Origin of the sequence: Clavibacter quasicaliforniensis (assembly GCF_051201715.1) — a bacterium.
In the GTDB taxonomy this organism is placed as follows: domain Bacteria; phylum Actinomycetota; class Actinomycetes; order Actinomycetales; family Microbacteriaceae; genus Clavibacter; species Clavibacter seminis.
Genome location: NZ_CP139624.1, coordinates 1,852,516 through 1,879,229 on the forward strand (window position 1 = coordinate 1,852,516; position 26,714 = coordinate 1,879,229).

Consider the following 26,714-nt stretch of genomic DNA (forward strand, 5'->3'; position numbering starts at 1 on the left):
CGGTCACACCGAGGAGTACGCGACGATGCCGCGCCGGATGCTGTCGAGCGCCGTGCGGGCGTTCCGGGAGACGGGCCCGTCGGCCACGACGGAGAGCTGGTCCAGGAGGTCGATGGTCTGCTTCGTCCAGCGGACGAAGTCGCCGGCGGCGAGGTCGGCCTCGTCGAGCACGGCATCGAGGCTGCCGCCGCGCGCCCAGCGGTGCATCGGCGCGCACAGGCCGGTCGAGAGCGGATCCGTCGTCGGCAGGCGGCGCTCGCGCTCCACGTCGTCGAGGCGCGACCAGATCTCCTCCGTGCGCTCGAGCGCCGCGCGGAACGCGCCGCGCGGGAGGTTGCGGTCGTTGCGGTCGCCCTCGTCCCGGCGCGGCTGGTACACCAACGAGGCGGCCATGGCGGCGAGGGCAGCGGGATCGAGGTCGACCCACACCTGCGTGCGCAGGCACTCCGCGATGAGGAGGTCGCGGTCGCCGTAGATGCGCTTGAGCATCCGGCCGTTGGGCGTCGGCGCGACCTGGCCGTCCGTGGCCCGCTTGAGGTAGCCGAGGGAGAGCAGCAGCTCGGTGACGCGGTCGAAGACCTTGGCCACGGCGTTGGTGCGGGTGCGGATCTGCTGCCCGAGCGCATCCGTCTGCCGCTTGAGGCGCCACCAGCGCTCCGCCCAGCGCGCGTGCGACTCGCGGTCCTTGCATGCGTGGCAGGGGTGCGCCTTCATCCGGCGACGGAGGTCGGTCAGCTGGCGCTGACGCCTGTCGCGCTCGCCGTGCTGGCCGGGCTGCTGCATGTCGGCGCGTGCCGCGGTCGCGCGCTCGAGGTCGCTGAGCTCGCGGCGGAGGCCCGAGTACTCGCGGAAGTCGCCGAGGTGGCAGACCATCGCCTTCTCGTAGCCGGCGAGCGACTCCTCCTGCGTGCGCACCTTGCGCGCGAGGTCGACGACCGCGCGATCGGCCTGGAACTGCGCGAACGAGGACTCGAGCACCTCGCGCGTCCGCTCCCGGCCGAACTGGTCGATGAGGTTGACGGCCATGTTGTACGTGGGACGGAAGCTCGAGTTGAGGGGGTACGTGCGGCGGGAGGCGAGGGAGGCGACGGCCTGCGGATCCAGCCCGTCCTTCCACTGGATGACGGCGTGGCCCTCCACGTCGATGCCGCGGCGGCCGGCGCGGCCCGTGAGCTGCGTGTACTCCCCCGGCGTCAGCGGCACGCGCGCCTCGCCGTTGAACTTCTCGAGCTGCTCGAGCACGACCGTGCGCGCGGGCATGTTGATTCCGAGCGCGAGGGTCTCCGTGGCGAACACGGCCTTCACGAGCTTCCGCTGGAAGAGCTCCTCGACGACCTCCTTGAAGGCGGGCAGCATGCCCGCGTGGTGGGCCGCGACCCCGCGCTCCAGGCCCTCGAGCCACTCCCAGTAGCCGAGGACGGCGAGGTCCTCGTCGCGGAGCGTGCGGCAGCGCTCCTCCACGACGGCGCGGATCTCGTCGCGCTCGTGCGCGTGGGTGAGACGGACGCCCGCGCGCAGCACCTGCTTGACGGCCGCGTCGCAGCCCGCACGGCTGAAGATGAAGAAGATCGCCGGGAGCAGGTTCCGCTCCTCGAGGAGGGCGACGACCTCCGGGCGGTCCATGCGGCCGCGGTCCCACGGGCCGGGTGCCCGCTTGCCGGATCCGCCGACGGCCCCCGCGCGGCCGCGCGAGTGCCCCTGACCGCCGCGCACGCGGACGGCCTCGCGACCTCCGCCGTGCGTCATGCGGACGAGCTCCGGATTGACGCGGTGCGTCGCGGCGAGGCCCGACGAGTCGAAGAGGTCGACCATGCGGTGCCGCACGATGACGTGCTGCTCGAGGGGCACGGGCCGCTCCTCGGAGACGATGACGTCCGTCTCGCCGCGCACCGCCTGCAGCCAGTCGCCGAACTCCTCGGCGTTGGACACGGTCGCGCTCAGCGAGATCATCCGGACGCTCTGCGGGAGGTGGATGATGACCTCCTCCCACACGGCGCCGCGGAAGCGGTCGGCCAGGTAGTGCACCTCGTCCATGATCACGAAGGCGAGGTCGCGGAGCAGGTCGGAGTCCGCGTAGAGCATGTTGCGGAGCACCTCGGTCGTCATCACGACGATGCGCGCGCGGCTGTTGACGTTGGTGTCGCCCGTGAGCAGGCCCACCTCGTCCGGCCCGTACTCGGCCACGAGCTCGGCGTACTTCTGGTTGCTGAGCGCCTTCATCGGTGCCGTGTAGAAGATCTTGGCGCTCGGCCGCTGCATCGCGAGGTACACCGCGAACTCGGCCACGATCGTCTTGCCCGCGCCCGTCGGCGCCGCGACGAGGACGCTGCGCCCGTTCTCCAGGGACTCCGCGGCCGCGCGCTGGAAGGGGTCGAGGTCGAAGCGCAGGCCGCTCGCGAACGACTCGAGGAGCGGGAGGCTGCGGCGCGAACGGGAGGCCGCGTAGCGTTCGGCGGGCGAGAGCTGGTCTGTCACGATGCCGCCATCCTAGGCTCCGGATCCGCGCGCCGGCCGGGGGCGCACGCGACGACGCCCGCCCCTCGCGGGACGGGCGTCGGAGCCGAGCGGATCAGGACAGCAGGTCGTCCGTCATCGCGGCGGCCTTGCGCGCGCGGCGCCGGTCGTTGAGCAGCGCGATGCCCGCGGCTACGAGGTACAGCACCGTCATCGGGACGGCCAGCAGGAACATCGACATGACGTCGGCGGCCGGGGTCGCGATGGCGCAGAACAGGATGATCAACAGGATGGCGATGCGCCACGACTTGATGATCGTCGCGCCGCTGAGGATCCCCATGAAGTTGAACAGCACGAGGAACACCGGCAGCACGAACGCGATGCCCACCGCGAAGACCAGCTTCAGCACGAAGTCGAAGTACTCGCGCGCGGTGATGAAGGACGAGTCCCCCGCTCCCGCGAACTGCGTGAGCAGCGCGACGATGTGCGGCAACACGAACCAGCCGGCGGCGCAGCCCGCGAGGAACAGCGGCACGGCGGAGAAGAAGAAGCCGAACGTGTAGCGGCGCTCCGTCTTCGTGAGGCCGGGCACCAGGAAGGCGAACACCTGGTAGAGCCACACGGGGCTCGAGATGATGAGGCCCACGTAGAGCGCGATCTGCAGGCGCAGGTCGAACGCCGACGTGATGGTCGGGAAGTTGAGGCTGGCGTTCCGCCCCTGCTCCGCGTTGATGGTCTCGATGGGCTGGCGCAGCGCCTCGAGGACGAACGAGGAGAGGAACCAGCCCACGACCATCGCCAGGATGATGGCCAGACCTGCGATGAACAGGCGCTTCTTCAGCTCCAGCAGGTGCTGGACGAGGGACATGCGTCCCTCCGCGTCGCGCTTCTTCTGGCGGGGACGCTCGGTGGTGCTCACGGATCAGGCGCGGGGGCGGGAGTCCCCGCCGTCGCGCGGGGAGTCGTAGCGCGGGGCGTCGTAGCGGGGCTCGTCGACACGGGGCTCGCCGGGGCGCACGTAGTCGCGCGGCGTCGCGTCGCGGTCGTCCGCGCGGTAGCGCTCCTCGTCGCGGCGGCGGTTCTCGTCACGGGTGTCATCGCGGCGGTCGGAGCCGCTCTCCTCCTTCATGGTCTTCACCTCGCCCTTGAAGATGCGCATGGACTGGCCCACGCTCTTGGCGAGGGCGGGCAGCTTCGTGGAACCGAAGAGCAGCACGATGACGACGAGGATGATGACGAGGTGCCATCCGGTCAGGTTTCCGAGCATGTGGTTCACGTTCCTTCAGGTCGGGGGGCCGGACAGTCGTTGTCGGGATCCGCGATGAGTCTACCTTCGCGACCCCTCAGGACACCCTGTGCGGCATTGCGGTTCACCCGGATTTCCCCTGCGCGGACCACTGGTCCGGGCGGCGTCCTCCCGATGCCGGGTATTCGGAGCCCGGCACCGTGCCGCTGGGTGCCGCGGCTCAGCCGGCGTCGTCGTAGGCGGCCGCGGCCCGCTCGGCCCACTCGGCCACCGCCGCCCGCGCCTCCGGCGGCGAGGTGACCACGACCACACCCGCCATGCCCGCGACCAGGCGCACGAGGCCCTGGTAATGCGCGACGCGCACGGTGACGGCGACGCGGCCGGGCCGGCCGGCGACGGGGACGGGCCGCTCGTCGCCCACGAAGTCGCCGAGGAGCGGGAGCGCCGACTCCTGGACCTCGAGCGTGACGCGGAGGTCGTCGGGGCTCGGCTCGAAGAGGGTGTCGCCGAGCACCACGTCCTGCGGCCGGTGCTCGGGCGGGAGGTCGGTGACGACGAGCTCGTCGAGGCGGTCGAGGCGGAACGTGCGGACGGCGCCGCGGGCCAGGTCCCAGCCGCGCAGGTACCAGTCTTCGTCCATCGACTCGAGGCGGAGCGGATCCACCACGCGGCGCTCCGTGCCGCCCCGGGGGCTCCGGTAGTCGAACTCGACCCGACGCTCCTCCGCGATGGCACGGCGGAGGTCGTCGCGGGTGCCGTCGCCCGCCCCGGCCGCTACGGCGACCTGGCTGGGGCTCGCCGAGGATCCGCGCGCGAGCTTCGCCATCAGTTGGCCGACGAGGTCGAGGTCGCTGGCGTCCGCCTGGGAGGAGACGTACTGGAGGCCGGCGATGAGCGCCGCCGCCTCCCGGGCCGAGAAGCGCGGCGAGTCGTCGATGGCGACCATGTGCGTGATGACGATCTGGTCGTTGTCCTCGAAGTCGTCCCACGCGATGTCGAACAGGTCGCCGTGCTGGTACGAGGCGGTGGATCCGGGGACGCCGGAGACGGCGATGAGGCGCACGGCCTGGCGGATCTGCTCGGGCGGCACCCGGAAGTGCGCGGCCGCCTGGCTGACGCTGACGCGTCCGTGGTCGGTGAGGTACGGGACGAGGGCCAGCAGGAACGCCAGCTTGTCCTGCGCCTGGAGGGGCGCTGCGCGGTCGGTCATGATGCGTCCTCCCGATGGGCGGCGACGGTCTCCGCGAGGCGGGCGCGCACGGCGTCGCGGAGCTTCGGCGGCGCGATCACGCGTGCCTCCGGGCCGAAGCCCGCGACCTCGTCGGCGAAGAGGTTGGTGTCGGAGTAGTGCACGCGGAGGCGCCCGTCGCCGAGGTCCTCCGTGCCGCGACGACGGCGGAGGCGGATCTCCGCGTCGGATCCAGGGGCCACAGTGACCTCCCCGACGCCGTTCGCCCACACGCGGTCCAGGTCGGCGAGGGCGCGCTCGGCGTGGTCCTCCCCCTCGGGGACGAAGCCGCGGCTCGTCACGCGCACGCGGTCGACGATGCGCGACAGCAGGAACGTGCGCGGTCCGTCGGCGGCCTGGTCGATGCCGTGCAGGTGCCAGCGGCCCTGGTGCTGGATGAGCGCGAGGGGCGCGACCGTGCGGATCCGGGCGGCTCGCTCCCCCGGCTTGAGGTAGCCGAAGGAGACGAGGACGTGCCGCTCGAGCGCGACGCTCAGGGGCGCGAAGGCCGCCTCGCGCGTGCGCAGCCGGGGTGCGTAGCCGATGACGGGGTCGTCGGACTCCACGCCGAGCGAGCGCAGCTTGATGAGCGCGCGGCGCGACTCCCCCGAGAGCGACCCCTCGCGCCACACCATGGCCGCGAGGTTGAGGAGCGTCGTCTCCTCCGGCGTGAAGGACAGGTCGGCGGGGAGCTCGTAGGCGCCGCGCGGGATCCGGTAGCGCAGGAGCTGGTTGTTGCCCTCCTGGCCCGGCGCCTCGACGGTCTCCAGCGGGACGCCGAGGTCGCGGATGTCGTCCTTGTCGCGCTCGAACTGGCGCTCCAGGTTGGCGTTGTCGCCGCCGGCCCGGTAGCGCTGCCGGTAGCCCTGGACGCTCGAGAGGACCTCGTTCTTCGTCAGGCCCTGCTCGGTGGCGAGCAGCGCCAGCACGAGGCTGAACAGGCGCTCCTCGACGGGCACGGTCGGTCGGCGGGATGTCTCGGGCACGCGGTGTTCCTCACGTCGGTGCAGCCCCCGGCCGGTGGCGATGCGTCGTTACTTGGTGGTGCTGGTCCCGAGGATATCCACCACGTAGACGAGCGTGGACCCCGCGGGCACCTTGGCGGAGCCCTGGTCGCCGAATCCGTCGGCCGGCGGGACGACCGCGATGACCTGGTCGCCGACGTGCTTGCCGACGAGGGCCTTCGCGAGGCCGGGCGTGACGACGAGCGAGGAGGCCGCGCCGGTGGAGGGCGCCGCCGTGGTGGCGGTCGCGGGCACCTGCAGGGGGCCGCCGCCGGTCCAGCTGGATCCGAAGACGGCCTGCTTCTCGGCCGACGTGCTCGTGCCCCAGACGACGCCGGTGTACTGCAGCGTGACGGTGTCGCCGTCGCCGACCTCGGCGCCGTCGCCCGCGCGGAGCAGCGCGTCGCGGTACTCGGTGGGCGGCGTGCTCGGCGGGATGGTGATGCCGGGGACGCCGTCGTCCGTCGTGACGACGGACGGGAAGCCGGCCTGGGCGGGCCGCGGCTCGCCGGTGGCCTTCTCCGGGAAGGACGAGGTGATGTCGACGATGAGGACGAGGCCGTCGGTGGCGTCGAGGCCCTGGGACGAGAGGTCCTGGCCGGGGAAGACCGTGGACACGGGGACCGTCACCGCGACACGCGAGCCGACGGGCATGCACGTCATCGCGTCCTCGAGGTACGGGAGCGACTCGTGCAGGGAGGCCGGGGTGAAGAGCGGCGAACCGGTGGTGCGGGCGTTGGGCGCGATGCGCGCGTAGTCCGCGAGGTCCTTGCCGGTCTTGCCGTCGACGATGGAGGCGGCGGCCGTGATGCCCTGGTTCGGCTGCACGGGCGCCCCGTCGCCCTCGACGAGGGTGGAGACCTCGACGCCCGCGGGCTTTAGCGGCGTGGGGAACGTGACCGAGGCGGGCGCGCTGCCCACGTCGCCCGTGGCCGTGACCGTGCTCGACGACGTGCCGGCCTGGGCGAGGGGCGTGCAACCCGCCGCCGCATCCGATGAGGAGCCGGAGGGGCTGCAGGCGGCGAGCGTCAGGACGAGTCCTGCGCAGACGGTGAGCGCGGCGGAACGGCGCACGTGACTCCTCTTTCGGTGGTGGGGGCGGCCGGCACGCACCCGCGTGATCGGCCCTGTCATCCTAGGCGGTGGGGTCGCCGGGCTCCGGCGCATAGGCCGCGTCGGCCGCGTCGGCCGCGTCGTCGGGGACGACCCCGTCGCCCGCCTGCGCCTGGTCCCGGGCGCCCGCGAGCTGGGCGCCGTGCTCCGCGATGCGGACGCGCTTGCGGAGGACCTTGTCGCTCACCTTGCGCTCGCCGAGCGATCCGGGGGTCCAGGCCTCCATGTCCTCGTCGCTGAAGTCGGACTTCGACGCGCGGCGCTTGAGCTGGGGCAGGACGGATCCGGGTGCCAGGCGGCGCGCGGTGATGAGGAAGCCGGTGTGCCCGATCATGCGGTGCTCGGGACGGACGGCGAGGCCCTCCACGTGCCAGCCGCGGATCATGGTCTCGCTCGCGTCGGGGTTCGTGAAGAGCCCGGAGTCGCGGAGAGCCTCGGCGACGCGCGACAGCTGCGTGACGGTGGCGACGTAGCAGAGCAGGACGCCGCCGGGCGTGAGCGCCTCGGCGACGGCGTCGACGCACTCCCACGGCGCGAGCATGTCGAGGATCACGCGGTCGACGGAGTGCGGCTCGGTGACGGTCGGCAGCGCATCCGCCAGGTCGCCGAGGGTGATGGACCAGTTCTCCGGGCTGTGGCCGAAGTAGCTGGAGACGTTGCCGCGGGCGACGTCCGCGAACTCCTCGCGGCGCTCGAAGGAGAGGAGCGTGCCGGTCGGCCCGAGGGCGCGCAGCAGCCACATCGAGAGGGCGCCGGATCCGACGCCCGCCTCCACGACCGTGGCGCCCGGGAACACGTCGGCGAGGCCGAGGATCTGCGCGGCGTCCTTCGGGTAGATGATCGCGGCGCCGCGGGGCATCGACATGACGACGTCCGAGAGAAGCGGCCGGAGCGCGAGGCACTCGATCCCCGCGCTGTTCTTCACGACGCTGCCGTCGGGCAGGCCGATGAGGTCGTCGTGGTCGATCATGCCGCGGTGGGTGTGGAACACCTTGCCGGGCTCGAGCAGGATCGTGTTGAGCCGGCCCTTGGGGCCCGTGAGCTGCACGCGGTCGCCCGCGCGGAACGGGCCGCTGAAGCGGGCGGCGGCGGTGTCGACGGTCACGCGTCCACCTCGTCGCGGATCGGGGCCGCGGCCCGGCGGTCGGCGTGGGCCGCCTCGAGGTCGGCGAGCGTGCGGCCGGCGAGGGTGTCCCAGAGCACGTAGGCGTCGTCGGCCGGCAGCGGCACGTGGTGCGGCACCGCGACGACGGTCGCGCCCGAGGCGGTGGCGGAGGCGACGCCAGGAGCGGAGTCCTCGATGGCGACGCAGTCGCGGATGTCCACCCCGAGGAGGTCGGCGGCGGCGAGGTAGGCCTCGGGGTGCGGCTTGCTTCGGGCGACGTCGTCGCCGGCGACGACGTGGTCGAACGCGTCGAACGGCACGGCGTCGGCGACCTGGCGCGCCATGCGGCCGATGCTCATGGTGACAAGAGCGGTGGGGATGCCGGCCTCGCGGATCCCGCGGAGGAGCTCCCGCGCGCCCGGGCGCCACGGCACCTCGACGAGGATCTGCTCCATCACGCGGTCGCTCAGGCGGTCGATGATCTCCTGGACGGGCAGGTCGACTCCCGCCTCCTGCAGGATCCGTGCCGAGTCGTCCAGCCCGTTGCCGACGAGCCGGAGCCCGTCCTCGTGGGTCCACGTGCCGCCGAAGGAGCCGACAAGCGCCTCCTCCGCCACCATCCAGTAGGGCTCCGTGTCCACGATGGTGCCGTCCATGTCCCAGAGGACGGCCGCGGGTCTGTTGCTGATCACGGGGAGCGAGTCTACCGGCGAGGCACCGCGTCCTAGGATCGTACGATGACCGCCGGCCGGGTGGTCCGAGGGCGAGACGGAACGGGAGTCACGTGGCGGATGCCGAGAGGTTCGTGAGCGGACGGCTGCTGGTCGTCGCCTTCGAGGGCTGGAACGACGCGGGCGAGGCCGCCAGCGGAGCGGTCCGGGCGCTGAAGGACCTGCTCGACCTCGAGGGGGTGTCGTCGGTGGATCCCGAGGACTACTTCGACTTCCAGTTCAACCGCCCCACCATCGGCTTCGCGGAGGACGGCACGCGCGAGCTCGAGTGGCCGGGCGCCACGCTCTACGGCCCGAAGGACCCGCGGCGACCCGCGCATGACCTGGCCGCAGACGCGCAGCTCGGCGTGAGCGGCGACAACGGCGGCAGCATCCACCTCCTGCTCGGCGTAGAGCCTTCGCGGCACTGGACGGCGTTCACCGCCGAGGTGCTCGACGCGGCGCGCGCGGCCGGCGTCGAGGGCGTCGTGCTGCTCGGGGCGCTGCTGGCCGACGTGCCGCACACGCGGCCCATCTCCGTGTACTCCACGAGCGAGAACGCGGCCGTGCGCACCGAGCTCGGCATCGAGCGCAGCACTTACGAGGGGCCCGTCGGGATCCTCAGCATCATCGCCCAGCGCGCCGAGGAGATGGGCATGCCCACCGTCTCCCTCTGGGCCTCCGTGCCGCACTACGTGCACAGCGCGCCGTCGCCCAAGGCCACGCTCGCGCTCATCGACAAGCTGGAGGAGATGGTCGACGTGGTGATCCCGCGCGGCGAGCTGATCCAGGAGGCCGCGACGTGGGAGGCGGGCATCGACCAGCTCGCGGGCGAGGACGAGGACATGGCGTCCTACATCCAGCAGCTCGAGCAGGCCCGCGACACGGTCGACTCCCCCGAGGCGAGCGGCGAGGCCATCGCGCAGGAGTTCGAGAAGTACCTCAGGCGGGGCGACGGGCCGCGCGGACGCGGCGACGACCGGCCCGAGGAGCCGTGGCGGCCGAAGGACCCCAAGGACCAGTAGCGCCCCGGCTCCGGGTCAGGCCGCCGGGCTCCCGAGCGCCACGCCGAGGAGCGCGTCGACCGCGGCCACCTCGACGGGCGTCGCGGGGATGCCGGTCGCGACACGGAGGTCGAGCAGCAGGATCGCGCCCGGCGTGTCGAGGTCGTCGGCGAGGCGCTCGCGGACGAGCTGCACGAGCTCGCCGGGCTCCCCCGCGTCGGCATCCGTCGACGACGCGTCGGCGGCCCACGCGTCCCACGCGGCGAGACGGGCGACGGATTCCGCGAGGAGCGCGTCCGTCCACTCCCAGTCCGAGCGGTAGTGCTGCGCGAGGAGCGCGAGGCGGATGGCGCGAGGATCGACGCCCGCGGCCCGCAGGCGCGACACGAGCACGAGGTTGCCGAGCGACTTGCTCATCTTCTCGCCCTGGTACGCGACCATGCCGCTGTGCGCGTAGACGCACGCGAAGTCCTCGCCGGTGAGGGCGGACGCGTGGCCGGCGGACATCTCGTGGTGGGGGAAGATCAGGTCGGATCCGCCGCCCTGCACGGTGACCGGACGGTCGAGCTTCCGCAGCGCGATGACGGCGCACTCGATGTGCCAGCCGGGGCGGCCTCGCCCGACGACGCTGTCCCACGCGGGCTCGCCGGCCCGCTCGGCGCGCCACAGCAGCGGATCGAGCGGGTCGCGCTTGCCGGGCCGCTCGGGGTCGCCGCCGCGCTCGGCCGAGAGCGCGGCCATGGTGTCGCGGTCGTAGCCGCTCTCGTCACCGAGGGCCCACGGGCCGTCCGCGCCGGCGCGGGCGACGTCGAAGTAGAGGTCACGGGCTCCGGCCTCGGCGGCGTCGGGCGTGGCGACCGGGTAGGCCGTGCCGCGCCGGACGAGCTCCGCGACCGCGGCCGCGACCTCGTCGACGACCTCGGTGACGCCCACGTACGAGTCGGGCGGCAGGATCCGCAGCGCCTCCATGTCGGTGCGGAACAGCTCGACCTGCGATGCGGCGAGGTCACGCCAGTCGACGCCCGTGGCGGTCGCGCGCTCGAGCAGCGGGTCGTCGACGTCGGTGACGTTCTGCACGTAGGCGACGTCGTACCCGCGGTCGAGCCAGACGCGCTGCAGCGTGTCGAAGGCGAGGTACGTGGACGCGTGGCCGATGTGGGTCGCGTCGTAGGGCGTGATGCCGCAGACGTAGAGGCCCACGCGGCCGTCGCCCGTGCACTCGGCGGGGCGGACGGATCCGGCGCTCGTGTCGAACAGGGTCGGGACGGGGGGCTCCCCCGCGACGGCGGGGACGGTGGGGCGTGGCCAGGCGCGCACGGGATCAGGCCGCGATCGCGCCGGTGCCGAGCAGCACCAGGAGCACGACGCCGAGGGCGACGCGGTAGACCACGAAGGGCATGAACGTGCGGGTGGAGATGTACCGCATGAGGCCCGCGATGACCGCGAGGCCCACGATGAACGCGATGAGGGTCGCGACCGCGGTCTGCCCGGCGCCGGCCTGCCCGGTCTCGTCGAAGCTCTTCACGAGCTCGTACAGGCCGCTGCCGAACACGGCGGGCACGGCGAGGAGGAACGAGTACTCCGCGGCGACCGGCCGGGAGTAGCCGAACGCGCGCGCGGCCGTGGTGGTCGCGCCCGAGCGCGAGACGCCGGGGACGAGCGCGAGGGCCTGCGCGATGCCGATGCTCACGCCGTGCCCGTACGTCATGTCCTTCTCGAGGCGGTCGCTGCGGCTGTAGCGGTCCGCGAGGCCGAGCAGGATGCCGAAGACGATGAGCACGATCGCGACGATCCAGAGCGAGCGGAACGTGGAGCGGATCGTGTCCTGGAAGAGGTACCCGGCGATGCCGATGGGGATGGTGCCGATGATGACGAGCCAGCCCATGCGCACGTCCGGGTCGCCCTTCGGCATGCCGCCGCGGAGCGAGCGGGTCCACGCGGAGAGGACCTTGCCGATGCGCTTCCGGAAGAACACCACGACCGCGAGCTCGGTGCCGAGCTGCGTGATGGCGGTGAACGTGGCGCCCGGGTCGCCGCCCATGAAGAGCCCGGCGATGCGGAGGTGCGCGCTCGAGGAGATGGGCAGGAATTCGGTCAGACCCTGGACGAGGCCCAGGATGATCGCCTCGAGATAGCTCAAGCGTGCACTCCAAGTGTCGGATGGCCCACCTGGGGCTCGGATCTAGTAGTTCAGGAGGAGGTCGCGGAGGACCTGCCTCCCGAAGACTAGTGCGTCGAGCGGGACCCTCTCGTCGACGCCGTGGAACATCGACGGGAAGTCCATGGACGCCGGGAGCTTGAGCGGCGCGAAGCCGTATCCGGTGATCCCGAGGAGGCTGAGCGCCTTGTTGTCGGTGCCGCCCGAGAGCATGTAGGGCAGGACCTCGGCCTCCGGGTCGTGCGCCCCGAGGGTCGCGACCATGGCGTCGACGAGCGGCCCCTCGAAGGGGTTCTCGAGGCCGACGTCCTGGTGCACGATGCGCACCTCGACGCCCTCGCCGGCGAGCTCCCGGACGCGCGCGAGCACCTCGTCCTCCTCGCCGGGGAGCACGCGGATGTCGATGAGCGCCTCCGCCGTGTCGGGGATCACGTTGTGCTTGTAGCCGGCGTGCAGGAGCGTCGGGTTGGTCGTGGTGCGGAGCGTCGCGGCGATGAACTTCGACGCCGTGCCCGTGGCGATCGCGAGGTCGTCCGGGGTCACCTGCGTCGGGTCGGCCCCGACGATGCGGGCGATCTCGTCGAGCAGCTGGCGCGTCGTGTCGGTGAGGTGGACGGGCCACTCCTCCATGCCGATCCGGGCGACCGCACCCGCGAGCCGCGTGACGGCGTTGTCGCGGTTGACCTGCGAGCCGTGGCCCGCGGTGCCCGTGGCGACGAGGCGGATCCAGACGAGGGCCTTCTCGCCCGTCTGCAGCAGGTAGGCGCGCTTCCCGGCGAGGTCGATGGAGTAGCCGCCGACCTCGCTGATGGCCTCGGTCGCGCCCGCGAACCACTCGGGCCGGTTCTCGACGACGTAGGCGGAGCCGAGCACGCCGCCCGCCTCCTCGTCGGAGAAGAAGCCCATGATCAGGTCGCGCTCCGGGGCGCGGCCCGACGTGATGATCTCCTGGAGCGCGGTGATCATCATCGCGTCCATGTTCTTCATGTCGACGGCGCCGCGGCCCCAGAGCATGCCGTCCTTGATGACGCCGCCGAACGGGTCGACGGACCAGTTCGCGGGGTCGGCGGGCACGACGTCGAGGTGGCCGTGGACGACGAGCGCCGGCTTGTCGCGGTTGCGGCCCGGGATGCGCGCGAGGACGCTCGTGCGACCGGGCGCGGCGTCGATGAGCTCGGGCTTCAACCCGAGGTCCTTGAGGTGCTGCTCGACGTACTCCGCGGCCTCCGTCTCCCCCTCCGACCGGCCCTCGCCGTGGTTGGTGGTGTCGAACCGGATGAGGTCGCGGGCGATCCGGGCGGTGGCGTCGAGGTCGTCGGGGAGCGTGTCGGTCATGGGTCCACGCTATCGAGGCCGGACGCGGGCGTCCTGCCGCCGGGTGGTCGGGGAGCGTCCCGGGCCGTGCTAATGTCGTCTCTCGGCAGCCGGAGACGGTGGGCCGCACATCCTGTCCGGATGGCGGAATTGGTAGACGCGCTAGCTTGAGGTGCTAGTGCCCGTATTAGGGCGTGGGGGTTCAAGTCCCCCTTCGGACACACACGAGAGCCGGTCGGATCCATGAGGATCCGTCCGGCTCTTCTTCGTCTCGGCCCCGCTCCTCTCTTCTCGCGGCCGGCCCGGCTACAGTCGCACTCGGCCCGCGCGCGGGTCCCCCGACCCGAGAGCGAGATCCGATGACCGTCGTCGACAGCGCCGTGTACGTCCAGGGGGTCCGCACGGCGGATCCCGAGAGCCTCGACGAGACGTTCGAGGTGATGCGGGAGCGCCAGGGCCTCGCGTGGATCGGCCTGTACCGGCCGGACCCGGAGGAGCTTCACCGCGTCGCCGACGAGTTCGGCCTGCACCCGCTCGCCGTCGAGGACGCGCTCAGCGGGCACCAGCGCTCGAAGATGGAGCGCTACGGCGACACCTGGTTCGTGGTGCTCCGCCCGGCGCGCTACCTCGACGCCGACGAGCGCGTCGAGTTCGGGGAGCTGCACGTCTTCGTCGGGCCCGACTTCGTCGTCACCATCCGCCACGCCGAGTCGCCCGACCTCGCCGCCGTCCGGCACCGCCTCGAGGAGGACCGCGAGCTCCTCGCGCTCGGGCCGCGCGCCGTCATGTACGCGATCCTCGACCAGGTCGTCGACGAGTACGGCCCCGTCGCGGCGGGCCTCGAGGACGACGTCGACGAGATCGAGGACCAGATCTTCGGCGCCGACCCCGACGTCTCCCGCCGCATCTACGCGCTGATGCGCGAGGTCACCGCCTTCCAGCGGGCGACGGCGCCGCTCGGCTCCATCCTCGACGACCTCCGCCAGCGCGCCGAGGAGCACGAGGTGGACCTCGAGCTCCGCCGCGGCTTCCGCGACGTGCACGACCACGTCATCCGGGTCGCCGAGCGCGCCGACGCCTTCCGCACGCTGCTGCAGAACGCGCTCACCGTGCACACGACGCTCGTCGGCCAGCGCCAGAACGACGAGATGAAGAAGCTCACCGAGACGAGCCTCGCCCAGAACGACCAGGTGAAGCGGATCTCCTCCTGGGCCGCGATCCTCTTCGCGCCCACGCTCGTCGGCACCATCTACGGCATGAACTTCGTCAACATGCCGGAGCTGAAGTGGACCTACGGCTATCCGCTCGCGCTCGGCCTGATGGTCCTGATGGGCGTGATCCTCTACGCCGCGTTCCGGAAGCGCGGCTGGATCTGATCCCCGGGCGAGTCGGCCGTCCGGCGCGGCGCTAGGGTGACGGGATGCGCGTCGTCGTCATCGGAGCCACCGGCCACATCGGGACCTTCCTCGTCCCCCGTCTCGTCGAATCCGGGCACGACGTCGTCGCCGTGAGCCGCGGCACACGCGAGCCCTACCGCGAGTCCCCCCTATGGGACCGCGTCGAGCGCGTGCGCGTCGACCGCGACGCCGAGGACGCCGCCGGCACCTTCGCCGACCGGATCGCCGCCCTGTCCCCCGAGGTCGTCGTCGACCTGGTGTGCTTCACGCCGGAGTCCGCGCGCCACCTCGTCGAAGGGCTCCGCGGACGCGTGCGGCACCTCGTGCACATCGGCAGCATCTGGACCCACGGCCTCAGCGCCTCCCTGCCGCTGCGGGAGGACGACCCGAAGGAGCCGTTCGGCGAGTACGGCGTTCAGAAGGCGGAGATCGAGCGCTACCTGATCGCCGAGTCGCGGTCGGGTGGCGTGCCGTGCACGGTGGTGCACCCGGGTCACATCAGCGGCGGCGGCTGGCCCGTGATCACGCCCCTGGGCAACCTCGACCCCGCGGTGTGGACCGCGCTCGCGACCGGCGGCCGGCTCGCCGTGCCGGGTTCGGGCAGCGAGACGATGCACCACGTGCACGCCGACGACGTCGCGCAGGTCGTGCAGCTCGCGATCGCCAACCCCGAGACCAGCGTCGGCGAGAGCTTCCACGCCGTCTCGGACCGCGCGCTCTCGGTGCGCGGCTTCGCCCGGGCGGCGGCCGCCTGGTTCGGCCGCGAGCCCGAGCTGGAGCACCTCGACTGGGACGGCTTCCGCGCCCGCACCGAGCCGGATCACGCCGACGCCAGCTGGGAGCACCTCAGCCGCAGCCACGTCGCGAGCATCGACAAGGCCCGCGACGTCCTCGGCTACACGCCGCGGTTCACGAGCGAGGAGGCCGCGCGCGAGGCCGTCGAGTGGATGGTGCGCGCGGGCGATCTGGACGTCCCGCTCCCCCGCTGACCCGGACGCTAGACGAAGCGCGCGTCGAGCACCAGGCGCGTGCGGACCGCCAGCAGGCGCTCCGCATCCATGGCGTGCAGGCCGGGCAGGCCGGCGGCGACGTGGTCGGCGAGGAGCGTGCGGGCGACCGCGTAGGCCGGGAGCGCGTGCGGGTCGTCGGCCGCGTGCAGGACGACGGGCGCGGCGCCGAGGACCCCGGACGGCAGCGAGAGCACGAGGCCGACCACGGGCACGTCCATCTCGCGGGCGAGCGCACGGGCGCGGGCGTCGAGGCCGCGGAGCGCGGCGTCGCGCGCCGACGGATCCGTGGCGGCGGCGGATCCCGCGGGCACCGACTCGACCGCGACGAGCCCCTGCGGGCCGAGCACGAGGTGGTCGATCGCGTCGCCCGAGCGCGGCACGGCCACGCCGTTCCAGAACGCGTAGGACGGCCCGAGCTCCATCAGCTCACGCGCGGTCTCCTCCTGGGCGACGGCGGCCCGCAGCGCCTCGGAGGCGGCCGCGGGCACTTCGGCGACGAGGTCCGGTGCGTACGCGTCGGCCTCGAAGCGCCGGCGCAGCCCCTCGAGGCGGGCGAGTCGCGCGCTGTAGGCGGCCATGAGGTCGGGGTAGGCACGGAGGGCCCGCTCGTGCGCGATGGCCTCCTCCTGCAGCCGCTCCGCCGCGCGGCGTCGCGGCTCCTCGGAGCGGAACCAGGCTCGTCCGATCGGCCCCGCGGCGGCGAGCCCCGCGACAGCGCCCGCGATGAGTCCGATGACGGCGGCCAGCGCGCCGAGGCCGGAGACGAGGAGGATCAGGGCGAGCAGGAGCCCGAGCACGGGCGGTGCGATCGCGCGCGCACGCCGGACGTAGGGCTCCGGCCGGTCGGACAGCGCCGCGCCCCCGCGGGGCGGGACCGGGGCCGCGGGCACGGACGGCTCCGCGGGATCCGCCAGCCACTCGCGCACGAGGGCCAGGTAGCGGAGCCGGGCGAAGCCGCCCGGGTGCCCGAAGCTGCGGGTGCGCGCGGCACCGCGCGCTCGGGGGGCGCCGGGGCGGCCTCGGCGGGAGGCCGGATCCCACGCCTCGCCGGCCGAGGTGGAGCCCGGGGATGCGGGGTGCGCGCGGCCGACGGGATCCTCGGGGGCCGGGGCCTCGCGGAGCGTGCGCTCGTAGCGGGCGCGGCTCTCGGGATCGCCCACGGCCTCGAACGCGTCGCGGACGGCCTGGAACGCGTCGGCGCTGCCGCCCATGTCGGGGTGGGCGTCGCGCACGCGGCGGCGGTAGGCGCGGCGGATCTCGTCCTGGGACGCGGACGGCTCGACGCCGAGCACGGCGTACGCGTCGGCATCGCGCGACGGGACGGGCATCGGTGGCTCCTCGCGGGAACCGGTCGGGCGGCTCCCAGGATCACGAGCGTATGCGAGCGCGCCTGGACGACCCCCGAGCGCGCGTGCGCGGTCGGCGGTACAGCACGACAGCGCGCGCGCCCGCCCGCGGCGCGCGCGTGATACCACCGGAGGGCGGCCGCTGGCGAACTTCGCGCATCCGGGTCGCCTGCGTAAGGTGAGCCACCGCCGATGCCCCTCCCGGTGACCGACACATCCTGAGGAGACCGACATGTGGGACTTCCTGTCCTCCCGCGCCGACCAGATCGCATTCTCCGCGTGGCAGCACCTCAGCCTCGTGGTGCAGTGCCTCGTGCTCGCGACCGTGATCGCCGTGGGGATCGCGGCGCTCGTCTACCGCAGCCGCCCGCTGAGCTCGCTGGCCAACAGCGTCTCGGCGATCGGGCTGACGCTCCCCGCGTTCGCGCTGGTGGGGCTGCTCATCGCGCCGCTCGGGTTCGGCGTCGCGCCGGCCGTCGCGGTCGTCACGTTCTTCGCCGTGCTGCCGATCCTGCGCAACGCGGTGGTCGGCCTCACGGGGATCGACCCCGCGATCGTGGAGTCCGCGCGCGGGATCGGCATGGGGCGCGTCCGCACCCTGCTGCGCGTCGAGCTGCCCCTCGCCTGGCCCGTCATCCTCGGCGGCATCCGCGTCTCCGCGCAGATGGTCATGGGGATCGCCGCGGTCGCCGCCTACGTGCTCGGCCCCGGGCTCGGCGGCTTCATCTTCTCCGGGCTCTCCCGCCTCGGCGGCGCGAACGCCACCGAGTCCGTCCTCACGGGCGTCATCGGCGTCGTCCTGCTCGCCCTCCTGCTCGACCTCGTCCTCGTCGGCATCGGCCGGCTCACCACTCCGAGAGGCATCCGTGTCTGAGACAACCACCACCCCCGAGATCAGCGGCCGATCGATCCTGCTCGACGGCGTCACCAAGCGGTACCCGGGACAGGCGAAGCCCGCCGTCGACGGCATCACTCTGGAGATCCCCGCCGGCAAGATCGTCATGCTCGTCGGCCCGTCCGGCTGCGGCAAGACCACCACGCTGAAGATGATCAACCGGCTCATCGAGCCCACGGAGGGCCGCGTCGTCCTCGGCGACGAGGACGTGACGGCCATCGACGGCGACGAGCTCCGACGCCGCATCGGCTACGTGATCCAGGCCGGCGGGCTGTTCCCGCACATGACCGTGGCGGCGAACATCGCGGTGGTGCCGAAGATGCTCGGCTGGGACGCCGCCCGCATCCGCGCCCGCGTCGACGAGCTGCTCGAGCTGGTCTCGCTCGACCCCGAGCAGTACCGCGACCGCTACCCGAAGGAGCTCTCGGGCGGCCAGCAGCAGCGCGTCGGCGTGGCCCGCGCGCTCGCGGCCGACCCGCCCGTGCTGCTCATGGACGAGCCGTTCGGCGCGGTGGACCCGATCACCCGGCAGCGCCTGCAGGACGAGCTCATCCGCATCCAGGCCGAGCTGCAGAAGACCATCGTCATCGTCACGCACGACTTCGACGAGGCCGTGAAGCTCGGCGACTGGATCGTCGTCTTCGCCGAGGGCGCACGCATCGTGCAGTACGACACCCCGGAGCGGATCCTCGCCGAGCCCGCCGACGCGTTCGTCGAGGAGTTCATCGGCTCGGGCGCGGGCCTCAAGCAGCTGACGCTGCGCCGCGTGGACGAGGTGCCGCTCGCCGACGCCGTCATCGCGCACCCGGGCGACGCCGCGCGCGACGTGCTCGCCCGCATGGACGAGGTCGGCCACCAGCACGCCGTGGTCGTCGACGCCCGGAAGCGCCCCATCCAGTGGCCGTCGCGCCGCCAGCTCGGCCGGATCGACGTGGTCGGCGCCACCCCGGAGCCGCGGCTGCCGGTCATCGGCAACCGGGCGACGCTCAACGACGCGCTCGACACCATGCTCGTCTCGAGCGCGGGCGCCGCGCTCGTCACCGGGCGCGGCGGGGCCTTCCTCGGCGTGATCGACGTCGAGACGGTCATGGACGCCATCACGAGCGCCCGGGCCTCGGCGGCCGGCGGCGTCGAGGGCGCTCCCGTCGGCACGAACACCGGCACGATCGGCACCGTGGGCGCCGACGCCGCGCGAGCCGAGCAGGCCGCCGGATCCCCCGCCGCCGACTCCCCCGCCGCGCAGGACGGGCAGGCCGGATGAGCGCCGTGACCGATGCCCGCACCGACGCCGTCGGCGGCGCGCAGGGCTGGCGCGGGCTCATCGCGCAGCCCGTCGCGATCGCGGCGGTCCTCGCGGGGTACCTCATATGGCTCGCCGTCGCGCCGCTCACCGCGGTCGAGCGCACCACGCTCGCGCCGGGCGCGCTCGGCAAGGCGACCCTGGAGCACCTGGGCCTCACCTTCTCCGCGGCCGTCATCGTGCTGGTCATCGCGGTCCCGCTCGGCGTCCTGCTCACCCGCGGTCGCTTCCGCGGCTACTCCGCGCCCGTCCTCGCGGTCGCGAACTTCGGGCAGGCCGCTCCGGCGATCGGGCTCGTCGTGCTGCTCAGCATGGTGATCACCGGCAGCGGCTTCGCGGCGAGCCTCGTCGCCCTCGTGCTCTACGCGGCGCTCCCCGTGCTGCGCAACACCATGATCGGGATCCGCGGCGTCGACGAGCGCCTCGTCGAGGCCGGCCGAGGCATGGGCATGAGCCGCGTGTCCGTCCTCTTCCGCATCGAGCTCCCGCTCGCCGTCCCCGTGATGCTCGCCGGGATCCGCACCGCCCTGGTGCTGCTCGTCGGCACCGCGGCGCTCGCCGCGTTCGTCAACGGCGGCGGGCTCGGGATCCTCATCACCACCGGCGTCAACCTCTACCTCTACCCCGTGCTGATCTCGGGGGCGCTGCTCATCTCGCTCCTCGCGCTCGCCATCGACTGGCTCGGCCGCGTCGTCGAGCACGTCGCCCGCCCGAAGGGACTCTGACCGTGACGACCCTCCCCCGCTCCGCCCGCCTGCGCCGCGCGCTCGGCGTGCCCGCGCTCGTGACCGCGGCCCTCGCGACGCTCACCGGCTGCGGCCTGCAGCCCGCGACGGCGTACGTCCCGGACACCGCGCCCGGCTCCATCCAGCCCCTCGACCTGCCGGCCGGCGCCCACCTCACCGTCACGTCGAAGAACTTCACCGAGCAGCTGATCCTCGGGAAGATCGCCGTCATCGCGGCGAAGGCTGCCGGGTTCGACGTCACCGACCAGACGAACGTGCCCGGCAGCGTGCCGGCCCGCGAGCTCATGACGAGCCACGGCGCCGACATGACCTGGGAGTACACGGGCACCGCGTGGCTCAGCTACCTGGGCGAGGCGAAGGGCATCCCCGACCAGCGCGCCCAGTACGAGGCCGTGCGCGACGCCGACGCGGCCAACGGGCTCACCTGGCTGACGCCGGCCCCGCTCAACAACACGTACGCGCTCGCCATCCGCAGCGAGGAGGCGGACAAGCTCGGCATCACGAAGCTCTCGCAGATCAAGGACCTGCCGGTGGACCAGCGCACGTTCTGCGTGGAGGCGGAGTTCAACTCGCGCTCCGACGGCCTGTCGCCGCTGCTGGAGACCTACGGCATCCCGCGCGGATCCGCGGACGGCGTGCCCGACGGCAACGTGTCGATCTTCGACACGGGCGCGGTCTACACGGCGACGGACCGCGGCACGTGCGAGTTCGGCGAGGTCTTCACGACCGACGGCCGCATCGACAAGCTCGGCCTCACGATCCTCCAGGACGACCTCGGCTTCTTCCCGGCATACAACGTCGCGCCCGTCCTCGACTCGGCGACCCTCGCCGAGTACCCGGGGCTCCAGGACGTCTTCGACCGCATCTCCCCCGTCATCACCGACGACGCCCTCCGCGAGATGAACCTCCGCGTCGACGACCAGGGCGAGGAGCCCGCGGACGTCGCCTTCGAGTTCATGGTCGACCACGGGTTCGTCACCGCGCCCTGACCTCGACCGCCTCGTCCCGGGCGAGTTCCCGCAGCTCGTCGCGGATCCGCGCGCGCAGCTCGTCGTGCGCGTCGCCGAGCCCGGTCGCGGGATCCTGCCACCGCTCGGCGGGATGGAGCCAGACCGGGCGCGCGACGAGCCCCGGCGGCTCCCAGGAGTAGCGGGGCCAGACGTGCGCGTGGACGAACGCGTCGGCGTTGCCCAGCACCTCGATGTTCACGCGACGGAAGCCGGGCACGAGGTCGCGGCAGGCCCGCTCGACGGCGGTGGCGAGGAGGTCGGCGTCCGCGAGGAACCTGACCCGCTCGATCCGCGGCATCTCCGCGAGCGACGTCGCAGCCGGGTCCGTGCCCAGCAGCACGCAGTGGCCCGGGAGGAACTGCACGTCGCCGATGACGGCGTACACCCATCCAGCTCGGCGAGGACGGTGGGGTTCTCGCCTCTCCTGGCCGATCCGATCCGGTCCTCGCGCCAGTCCACGCGCGTCACGGTAGCCGACCGGTGTCCCGAGCGCGCTGGCTGCGCATCCACCTGCGCAGCTGCCCCGGTCCGTCATCGCGCGCTAGCTGCGCATCCACCTGCGCAGCTGCCCCGGTCCATCCGAGCCGGCTGGCTGCGCATCCACCTGCGGAGCTGCCCCCGGTCCGTCCTCGCGCGCTAGCTGCGCATCCAGCGACGGAGCTGGTCGATGCGCTGCTGCAGCTGCGTCACGCTGCACTGGCCGACCGCGGGCCCCCCGCACACGCGGCGGAGCTCGGCGTGGACGAGGCCGTGCGGCTCGCCGTGCAGCTTCGCGCGCATGCCGACGAGGCTGTTGAGGAGCTGCCGCTGCTCCTTGAGCGTGCGGTACAGCGGGATGTCGTCCGGGTCCTTCGGGGCGCCGCTCTCCGCCTGCTTGCGCTCGCGCTCGCTCGCGTGCCTCGACTGCCGGTGCTGGCGCTGGGCGAGGAGCTCGCGCACCTGCTCGGGCTCGAGGATCCCGGGGAGCCCGATGAACTCCTCCTCCTCGAGGCTGCCCACGTCCGCCATCTGCCCGAACTCAGCGCCGTCGAAGAGCACCTTGTCGAACGTGGCCTCGGAGCCCATCGCCTCGAAGGAGAACTCGCTGAGGAGGGAGTCGGACCCCTTCTCGCTGCGGTTCGCCTCGCCCATCATGGCGTCCTCGGGGTTGTAGAGGTCGCCCTCCTTCGAGGAGTCGCGGTCGAGGGCGTGGTCGCGCTGGCGCTCGAGCTCGTTGGCGAGCACGAGGAGGTTCGGGACGCTCGGCAGGAAGATCGACGCCGTCTCGCCGCGGCGGCGGGCCCGCACGAAGCGGCCGATGGCCTGCGCGAAGAACAGCGGGGTGGACGCGCTGGTGGCGTAGACGCCGACGGCGAGCCGGGGCACGTCCACGCCCTCGGACACCATGCGCACCGCGACCATCCAGCGCGACGTGCTCGCGGAGAAGCGGTCGATGTTGGCGCTCGCCTCGACGTCGTCCGAGAGCACGAGGGTGACGGGCTGCCCGCTGATCCGCTGCAGGATCGCCGCGTAGGCGCGCGCGGTCGTGTGGTCGGTCGCGATGACGAGGCCGCCGGCGTCGGGGATGGACTGCCGCACCTCGCTGAGGCGCCGGTCGGCGGCGGCGAGCACCTGAGGGATCCACTCGCCGTCGGGGGCGAGCGCCGTGCGCCACGCCTGGGAGGTGATGTCCTTCGTGTTGCCCTCGGCGAGCTGCGCCTCCATCTCGTCGCCCATCTTGTTGCGCCAGCGCATGCTGCCGGCGTAGGCGAGGAAGATGACGGGCCGCACGACGCCGTCGGCGAGCGCGCGCGAGTACCCGTAGTCGTAGTCGGTCTGCGAGAGGCGGACGCCGCGGTGGTCGCGGAGGTAGCTGACGAACGGGATGGGCGCGGTGTCGGAGCGGAACGGCGTCCCCGTGAGCGACAGCCGGCGGGTCGCGCGCTCGAACGCCTCGCGGATGGCGTCGCCCCAGCTGAGCGCGTCGCCGCCGTGGTGGACCTCGTCGAGGATCACGAGGGTGCGGCTCGACTCGGTCATCGTCTTGTGCAGGTAGGGGTTGGCGGCGACCTGCGCGTAGGTCACCGCGGCCCCGTGGTAGTGCCTGCCGAGGGCGCCCGAGCTGTTGCTGTACATGGGGTCGAGGCGGACGCCGGCGCGCGCCCCGGCGTCGGCCCACTGCTTCTTGAGGTGCTCGGTGGGCGCGACGACCGTGATCCGGTCGATGGTCTTCCGGTGGAGGAGCTCGGAGGCGAGGCGGAGGGCGAACGTGGTCTTGCCGGCGCCCGGGGTCGCGTTGGCGAGGAAGTCGCGCGGCTCCTTCTCGAAGTACGCGGTGAGGGCCTCCTCCTGCCAGGCCCGCAGCTTGCTGACGGTGCCCCAGGCGGCGCGCTCCGGGAAGGCCGGCGAGAGGTGCTCGGCCGCGACGGATCCGACGTGCGGTGGAGGGGTCGGAATGGTGCTCACTCGACCTCACGATACCCGCACCCGGCGACGCTCCCGTCGATCGCGGAGCCGTCCCGGCACGTCGCGGCGAGCGGATCCGCGTCGTCCGCGGCCTCCCGTCGGCGCGGCGCGAGACGGGCGGATCCGGGCCTCCGAGACGGTCCGGGCGCGTCGCCGCGCGAGGGGCCCGGATCGACTGCCACCGTGCGTCGAGCGGCCCCTCAGGACGCGCGCGGGACCGGCCCGAGCAGCGTCGTCGCGATGGTCTCGGCGGCCTGCCGGTCGCTCGACGGGTGGAAGCCGCCGGCCAGCACGTCACGGTACAGGCGGCCGAGCTCGTCGCCCGTGCGGAAGGATCCGCCGCCCGCGACCGCGATCGCCCGCTGCACGACGTCGGCCGCCGTGCGGGTCGCCCGGACCTTCGCCCCGACGAGGAGCGACGCCCAGCGGTCGCCGTGGTCGGCCCCGCGGTCGACGTCGTCCGCGAGCGCCGTGAGCTGCGGGAGGAGCGCGTCCTGCGCGAGCGCCGCCTCCGCGACCAGGTGCCGGATCCCGGGGTCGGCGGCCAGCGTCGCGCCGCCGGCCGCGCGGGAGGTGCGGCGGAGCGCCGACTCGACGGCGAGGTCGAGCGCGCGCTGCCCGATCCCGGCGTACACGGCGGCGATGAGCAGCTCGAACGCCTGCAGCACGGCGAGGACGAAGGGGTCGTCGCGGCGGCCGTGCTCGCGCCGGCGGACCACGTCGGCCGGCTCCGCGCGCACGTCGCGGAGGATCACCGTGTGGCTCTGCGTCGCCCGCATGCCGAGCGTGTCCCAGTCGGGCGGGATCTCGAGGCCGGGCGCGTCGCGCGGCACGAAGGCGTGCACGAGGAGCGGCCGCTCCGGATCCGTGTCGTCGCGCCCGAAGAGGCCGAGCCGGGTCCAGGCGGGCGCCATGCTCGACGTCGACTTCGTGCCCGTGAACCGGTAGCCGCCGTCCGCGTCGGGCTCGGCCCGCGTGAGCGCGTCGGCGAGTGCCTGGTCGTTGCCGGGCTCGCTGATCGCGAAGGCCAGCAGCTCGTCGCGCCCCGCGCACTCGAGGACGCCGCGGAGCGAGTCGTCGCCGCGGTCGGCGAGGATCCGGGCGACGGCCGTCCAGACGAGGTGCATGCCCACGCCGAGCGCCGTGGCGGGCGCCGCCTGCGCGAGGAGGTGCTGCGCGCGCACGGCGTCGCAGAGGGAGGCCCCCGATCCGCCGAGGTCGCGCGGCACGAGGAGCCGGAGGTGGCCGGCGGCGCGCAGCTCGTCGAGGTCCTCCGCGAAGAACGCGTTGCGGGCGTCGTACCCGGGGGCGCGGGAGCGGATCCGGTCGAGGAGCGCCTCGTCGAGGTGCGCGAGCGGGTCGAGCGGATCGGGCAGGTCGGCCGGGGCGTCGGGCGTCATGCGCCCAGTCTCCCCCGCTCGCCCGTCGCGAGACCCGCCGGGTTCAGGCGCTCAGGCGGCGGACAGCACCAGGGCGTTGCCCCACGGGTCCTCGAAGGCGAGCTCCCGTCCGTCGTCGCGCGTGGCGACGCCCGCCGCGCGGAGGCGCGCGTCCACCGCCTCGACCTCGTCGCGCGTGGGGACCTCGATCCGCACGGTGCCGAGCCCGAGCGTGGCGGGACGGCGGCCTGCGCCCCTGCTGTTCCACGTGTTCATGGCCATGTGGTGGTGGTACCCGCCCGCCGAGACGAAGATCGCGGATCCGTGCCAGCCGGCGACGAGCTCGAAGCCCAGCGTGTCGACGTAGAAGGCGGACGCCTGCTCCGTGTCGCCCACCTGCAGGTGCACGTGGCCGATGCCGGCAGCGTCGGAGGCGGCGTCGGAGACGGGCGCGAGCTCGTCCCGGAGGAACGCGTTCGGGTCGAGCCGGAGCGAGTCCATGACGATCCGGCCGTCCTGCCACGTCCACTCGTCGCGCGGACGGTCGGTGTACAGCTCGACGCCGTTGCCCTCGGGGTCGGTGAAGTAGAAGGCGCGGCTCACGAGGTGGTCGGCGCTGCCCGCGAAGGTGCCGGGGGCGCGCTGCGCGAGCGAGGCGACGGAGCGGGCGAGCGCGGCGGGCTCGTCGAAGAGCACGGCCGTGTGGAAGAGCCCGGCGTTCCCGGGGCTCGGGAGGTCGAGGCCGCTCGCGGGTTCGAGGACGACCGCGGGCACTCCCCCGCGCCCGAGCGTCGTGGACTCCGTGCCCTCGTGCAGCTGCTCGAGGCCCACGGCGTCGCGGTAGTAGGCGGTCATCCGGTCGAGGTCGCCGACCAGCAGGGTCACGGGTCCCATGGTCGTGGCGGCGGAGAGCAGGTCGGGCATGGGTCCTCGTTCCTCGGGTGGTGCATCCTATTGCTTGAATGCTCAACAAACGGATGCGAGTCGGCATTCCCGGGGCCGCCCGAGGGCGTTCCTATGATGGGAGCGACCCACCCGGAAGGACCCGCATGACCCAGCCCCACCCCTGGCGCCGCTACGTCGCCCTCGGCGACTCCTTCACGGAGGGCATCGGCGACCCCGAGCCGGGCAGCCCCGGCGGGCACCGCGGCTGGGCCGACCGGGTGGCCGAGGTGCTGGCCGGGCAGGTCGAGGGCTTCTCCTACGCGAACCTCGCGATCCGCGGCCGGCTGCTCGGGCAGATCGCCGACGAGCAGGTCGAGCCCGCTCTCGCGCTGCACCCCGACCTCGTCTCGCTCTCCGCGGGCGGCAACGACATCCTCCGGCCCGGCGCCGACCCCGACCGCCTCGCCGAGCGCCTGGACGCGATGGTCGCCCGGCTCTCCTCCGAGGGCGCGACGGTGGTGCTCTTCACGGGCACGGACGTCAAGTTCTCCCCCGTGTTCGGGCGGCTCCGCGGCAAGGTCGCGATCTACAACGAGGACATCCGCGCGGTCGCCGCCCGGCACGACTGCATCGTGGCCGACCAGTGGTCGCTCACCGAGATCCAGGATCCGCGCATGTGGGACGTCGACCGGCTGCACCTCGCGCCGCTCGGGCACCACACCGTCGCGCGCATGGTGCTGCAGGCGCTCGCCGTCGAGAACGACCTCGAGCCGTTGAAGCCCGAGCCGTTCCCGCCGCGCACCTGGAGCCAGGCGCGCGCCGGAGACATCGACTGGGCGCGCTCGTACTTCGTGCCGTGGGTGCTGCGGCGCCTGCGCCACCAGTCCTCGGGCGACGGGCGCACCGCCAAGCGGCCGGACGCGTCTCCGTGGACGCGCGTGGACGCCGGGAGCTGACGGGCCGGC

The 26,714-nt window shown here is 73.2% G+C and carries 24 protein-coding genes and 1 tRNA gene; 9 read left to right on the plus strand and 16 right to left on the minus strand.

Annotation, left to right across the window (positions count from 1 at the left end):
- Window positions 1–3: 3 nt before the first annotated feature.
- The 8 genes from NL142_RS08870 to NL142_RS08905 all read right to left on the minus strand — a co-directional run bounded on the left by NL142_RS08870 (window position 4) and on the right by NL142_RS08905 (window position 8,842).
- Entirely contained in the window at window positions 4–2,475 is a 2,472-nt protein-coding gene (locus NL142_RS08870) for a DEAD/DEAH box helicase (protein WP_435078894.1), read from the minus strand.
- A gap of 94 nt (window positions 2,476–2,569) precedes the next feature.
- Window positions 2,570–3,322: a twin-arginine translocase subunit TatC gene (tatC, locus tag NL142_RS08875; RefSeq protein ID WP_435081590.1), complete on the minus strand. Its 753-nt coding sequence runs from the start codon at window positions 3,320–3,322 to the stop codon at window positions 2,570–2,572.
- A 54-nt stretch (window positions 3,323–3,376) separates the two neighbouring features.
- Window positions 3,377–3,721, minus strand: a complete 345-nt coding sequence (gene tatA / locus NL142_RS08880) for a Sec-independent protein translocase subunit TatA (protein ID WP_194682506.1) — start codon at window positions 3,719–3,721, stop codon at window positions 3,377–3,379.
- Between the two features lie 199 nt (window positions 3,722–3,920).
- Entirely contained in the window at window positions 3,921–4,910 is a 990-nt protein-coding gene (locus tag NL142_RS08885; RefSeq protein WP_194682505.1) for a helix-turn-helix transcriptional regulator, read from the minus strand.
- The gene (locus NL142_RS08890; RefSeq protein WP_435078897.1) at window positions 4,907–5,914 is read right to left on the minus strand and encodes a helix-turn-helix transcriptional regulator; all 1,008 of its coding nucleotides are present in this window, start codon (window positions 5,912–5,914) and stop codon (window positions 4,907–4,909) included. Before NL142_RS08890 ends, NL142_RS08885 begins: the two co-directional genes overlap by 4 nt.
- Window positions 5,915–5,962: 48 nt before the next feature.
- Window positions 5,963–7,006 (minus strand): FKBP-type peptidyl-prolyl cis-trans isomerase, encoded by a 1,044-nt coding sequence (locus tag NL142_RS08895; RefSeq protein ID WP_435078899.1) that lies wholly within the window; start codon window positions 7,004–7,006, stop codon window positions 5,963–5,965.
- A 61-nt stretch (window positions 7,007–7,067) separates the two neighbouring features.
- Window positions 7,068–8,150, minus strand: a complete 1,083-nt coding sequence (locus NL142_RS08900) for a tRNA (adenine-N1)-methyltransferase (protein ID WP_194682502.1) — start codon at window positions 8,148–8,150, stop codon at window positions 7,068–7,070.
- Window positions 8,147–8,842: an HAD family hydrolase gene (locus NL142_RS08905; protein ID WP_435078901.1), complete on the minus strand. Its 696-nt coding sequence runs from the start codon at window positions 8,840–8,842 to the stop codon at window positions 8,147–8,149. The genes NL142_RS08900 and NL142_RS08905 overlap by 4 nt, the downstream gene beginning before the upstream one ends.
- Before the next feature lie 92 nt (window positions 8,843–8,934).
- Here NL142_RS08905 and NL142_RS08910 point away from each other — a divergent pair, with 92 nt between their 5' ends.
- Window positions 8,935–9,885 carry a PAC2 family protein gene (locus NL142_RS08910; protein ID WP_435078903.1) on the plus strand — a complete coding sequence of 317 codons (951 nt, stop codon included), beginning with the start codon at window positions 8,935–8,937 and terminating at the stop codon, window positions 9,883–9,885.
- 15 nt (window positions 9,886–9,900) lie between these two features.
- Here NL142_RS08910 and mshC read toward each other — a convergent pair whose 3' ends face one another.
- The 3 genes from mshC to NL142_RS08925 are packed head-to-tail and all read right to left on the minus strand — an operon-like array spanning window position 9,901 to window position 13,357.
- Window positions 9,901–11,181: a cysteine--1-D-myo-inosityl 2-amino-2-deoxy-alpha-D-glucopyranoside ligase gene (gene mshC, locus NL142_RS08915; protein WP_435078905.1), complete on the minus strand. Its 1,281-nt coding sequence runs from the start codon at window positions 11,179–11,181 to the stop codon at window positions 9,901–9,903.
- Between the two features lie 4 nt (window positions 11,182–11,185).
- Window positions 11,186–12,004, minus strand: a complete 819-nt coding sequence (locus tag NL142_RS08920) for an undecaprenyl-diphosphate phosphatase (RefSeq protein ID WP_194682498.1) — start codon at window positions 12,002–12,004, stop codon at window positions 11,186–11,188.
- Between the two features lie 42 nt (window positions 12,005–12,046).
- Entirely contained in the window at window positions 12,047–13,357 is a 1,311-nt protein-coding gene (locus NL142_RS08925) for a M20/M25/M40 family metallo-hydrolase (protein ID WP_435078908.1), read from the minus strand.
- Window positions 13,358–13,471: 114 nt separating this feature from the next.
- Here NL142_RS08925 and NL142_RS08930 point away from each other — a divergent pair.
- From NL142_RS08930 to NL142_RS08940, 3 genes are all read left to right on the plus strand, one after another.
- Window positions 13,472–13,557, plus strand: a tRNA-Leu gene (locus tag NL142_RS08930).
- Between the two features lie 138 nt (window positions 13,558–13,695).
- Window positions 13,696–14,712: a magnesium and cobalt transport protein CorA gene (locus tag NL142_RS08935; RefSeq protein WP_194682496.1), complete on the plus strand. Its 1,017-nt coding sequence runs from the start codon at window positions 13,696–13,698 to the stop codon at window positions 14,710–14,712.
- A 44-nt stretch (window positions 14,713–14,756) separates the two neighbouring features.
- The gene (locus tag NL142_RS08940; protein ID WP_435078910.1) at window positions 14,757–15,722 is read left to right on the plus strand and encodes an NAD-dependent epimerase/dehydratase family protein; all 966 of its coding nucleotides are present in this window, start codon (window positions 14,757–14,759) and stop codon (window positions 15,720–15,722) included.
- Between the two features lie 8 nt (window positions 15,723–15,730).
- Here the strand turns inward: NL142_RS08940 and NL142_RS08945 are convergent, their stop codons facing one another.
- Entirely contained in the window at window positions 15,731–17,071 is a 1,341-nt protein-coding gene (locus NL142_RS08945) for a DnaJ domain-containing protein (RefSeq protein WP_435078912.1), read from the minus strand.
- Window positions 17,072–17,321: 250 nt separating this feature from the next.
- Between NL142_RS08945 and NL142_RS08950 the strand changes: the two genes are divergently transcribed.
- From NL142_RS08950 to NL142_RS08965, 4 genes are read left to right on the plus strand one after another with little or no spacing between them, the layout of a single operon-like run.
- Window positions 17,322–17,963 (plus strand): ABC transporter permease, encoded by a 642-nt coding sequence (locus NL142_RS08950; RefSeq protein WP_043586755.1) that lies wholly within the window; start codon window positions 17,322–17,324, stop codon window positions 17,961–17,963.
- Entirely contained in the window at window positions 17,956–19,245 is a 1,290-nt protein-coding gene (locus tag NL142_RS08955; protein WP_194682492.1) for an ABC transporter ATP-binding protein, read from the plus strand. Before NL142_RS08950 ends, NL142_RS08955 begins: the two co-directional genes overlap by 8 nt.
- Window positions 19,242–20,009 carry an ABC transporter permease gene (locus NL142_RS08960; protein WP_435078915.1) on the plus strand — a complete coding sequence of 256 codons (768 nt, stop codon included), beginning with the start codon at window positions 19,242–19,244 and terminating at the stop codon, window positions 20,007–20,009. The genes NL142_RS08955 and NL142_RS08960 overlap by 4 nt, the downstream gene beginning before the upstream one ends.
- A gap of 2 nt (window positions 20,010–20,011) precedes the next feature.
- Window positions 20,012–21,019, plus strand: coding sequence for a glycine betaine ABC transporter substrate-binding protein (locus NL142_RS08965; protein WP_435078917.1), 1,008 nt, complete (start codon window positions 20,012–20,014; stop codon window positions 21,017–21,019).
- Here NL142_RS08965 and NL142_RS08970 read toward each other — a convergent pair.
- From NL142_RS08970 to NL142_RS08985, 4 genes are all read right to left on the minus strand, one after another.
- Window positions 21,006–21,425: an HIT family protein gene (locus NL142_RS08970; protein ID WP_435078919.1), complete on the minus strand. Its 420-nt coding sequence runs from the start codon at window positions 21,423–21,425 to the stop codon at window positions 21,006–21,008. The genes NL142_RS08965 and NL142_RS08970 overlap by 14 nt on opposite strands.
- A gap of 251 nt (window positions 21,426–21,676) precedes the next feature.
- Window positions 21,677–23,485 carry a DEAD/DEAH box helicase gene (locus NL142_RS08975; RefSeq protein WP_435078921.1) on the minus strand — a complete coding sequence of 603 codons (1,809 nt, stop codon included), beginning with the start codon at window positions 23,483–23,485 and terminating at the stop codon, window positions 21,677–21,679.
- A 200-nt stretch (window positions 23,486–23,685) separates the two neighbouring features.
- The gene (locus tag NL142_RS08980) at window positions 23,686–24,885 is read right to left on the minus strand and encodes an acyl-CoA dehydrogenase family protein (protein WP_435078923.1); all 1,200 of its coding nucleotides are present in this window, start codon (window positions 24,883–24,885) and stop codon (window positions 23,686–23,688) included.
- A 51-nt stretch (window positions 24,886–24,936) separates the two neighbouring features.
- A complete protein-coding gene (locus tag NL142_RS08985) occupies window positions 24,937–25,788 on the minus strand; it encodes a VOC family protein (RefSeq protein WP_435078925.1) in 852 nt (283 codons plus the stop codon).
- Between the two features lie 125 nt (window positions 25,789–25,913).
- On the opposite strand from NL142_RS08985, the gene NL142_RS08990 reads away from it, so the two are divergent.
- Window positions 25,914–26,705, plus strand: coding sequence for an SGNH/GDSL hydrolase family protein (locus tag NL142_RS08990; RefSeq protein WP_435078927.1), 792 nt, complete (start codon window positions 25,914–25,916; stop codon window positions 26,703–26,705).
- Window positions 26,706–26,714 lie beyond the last annotated feature (9 nt).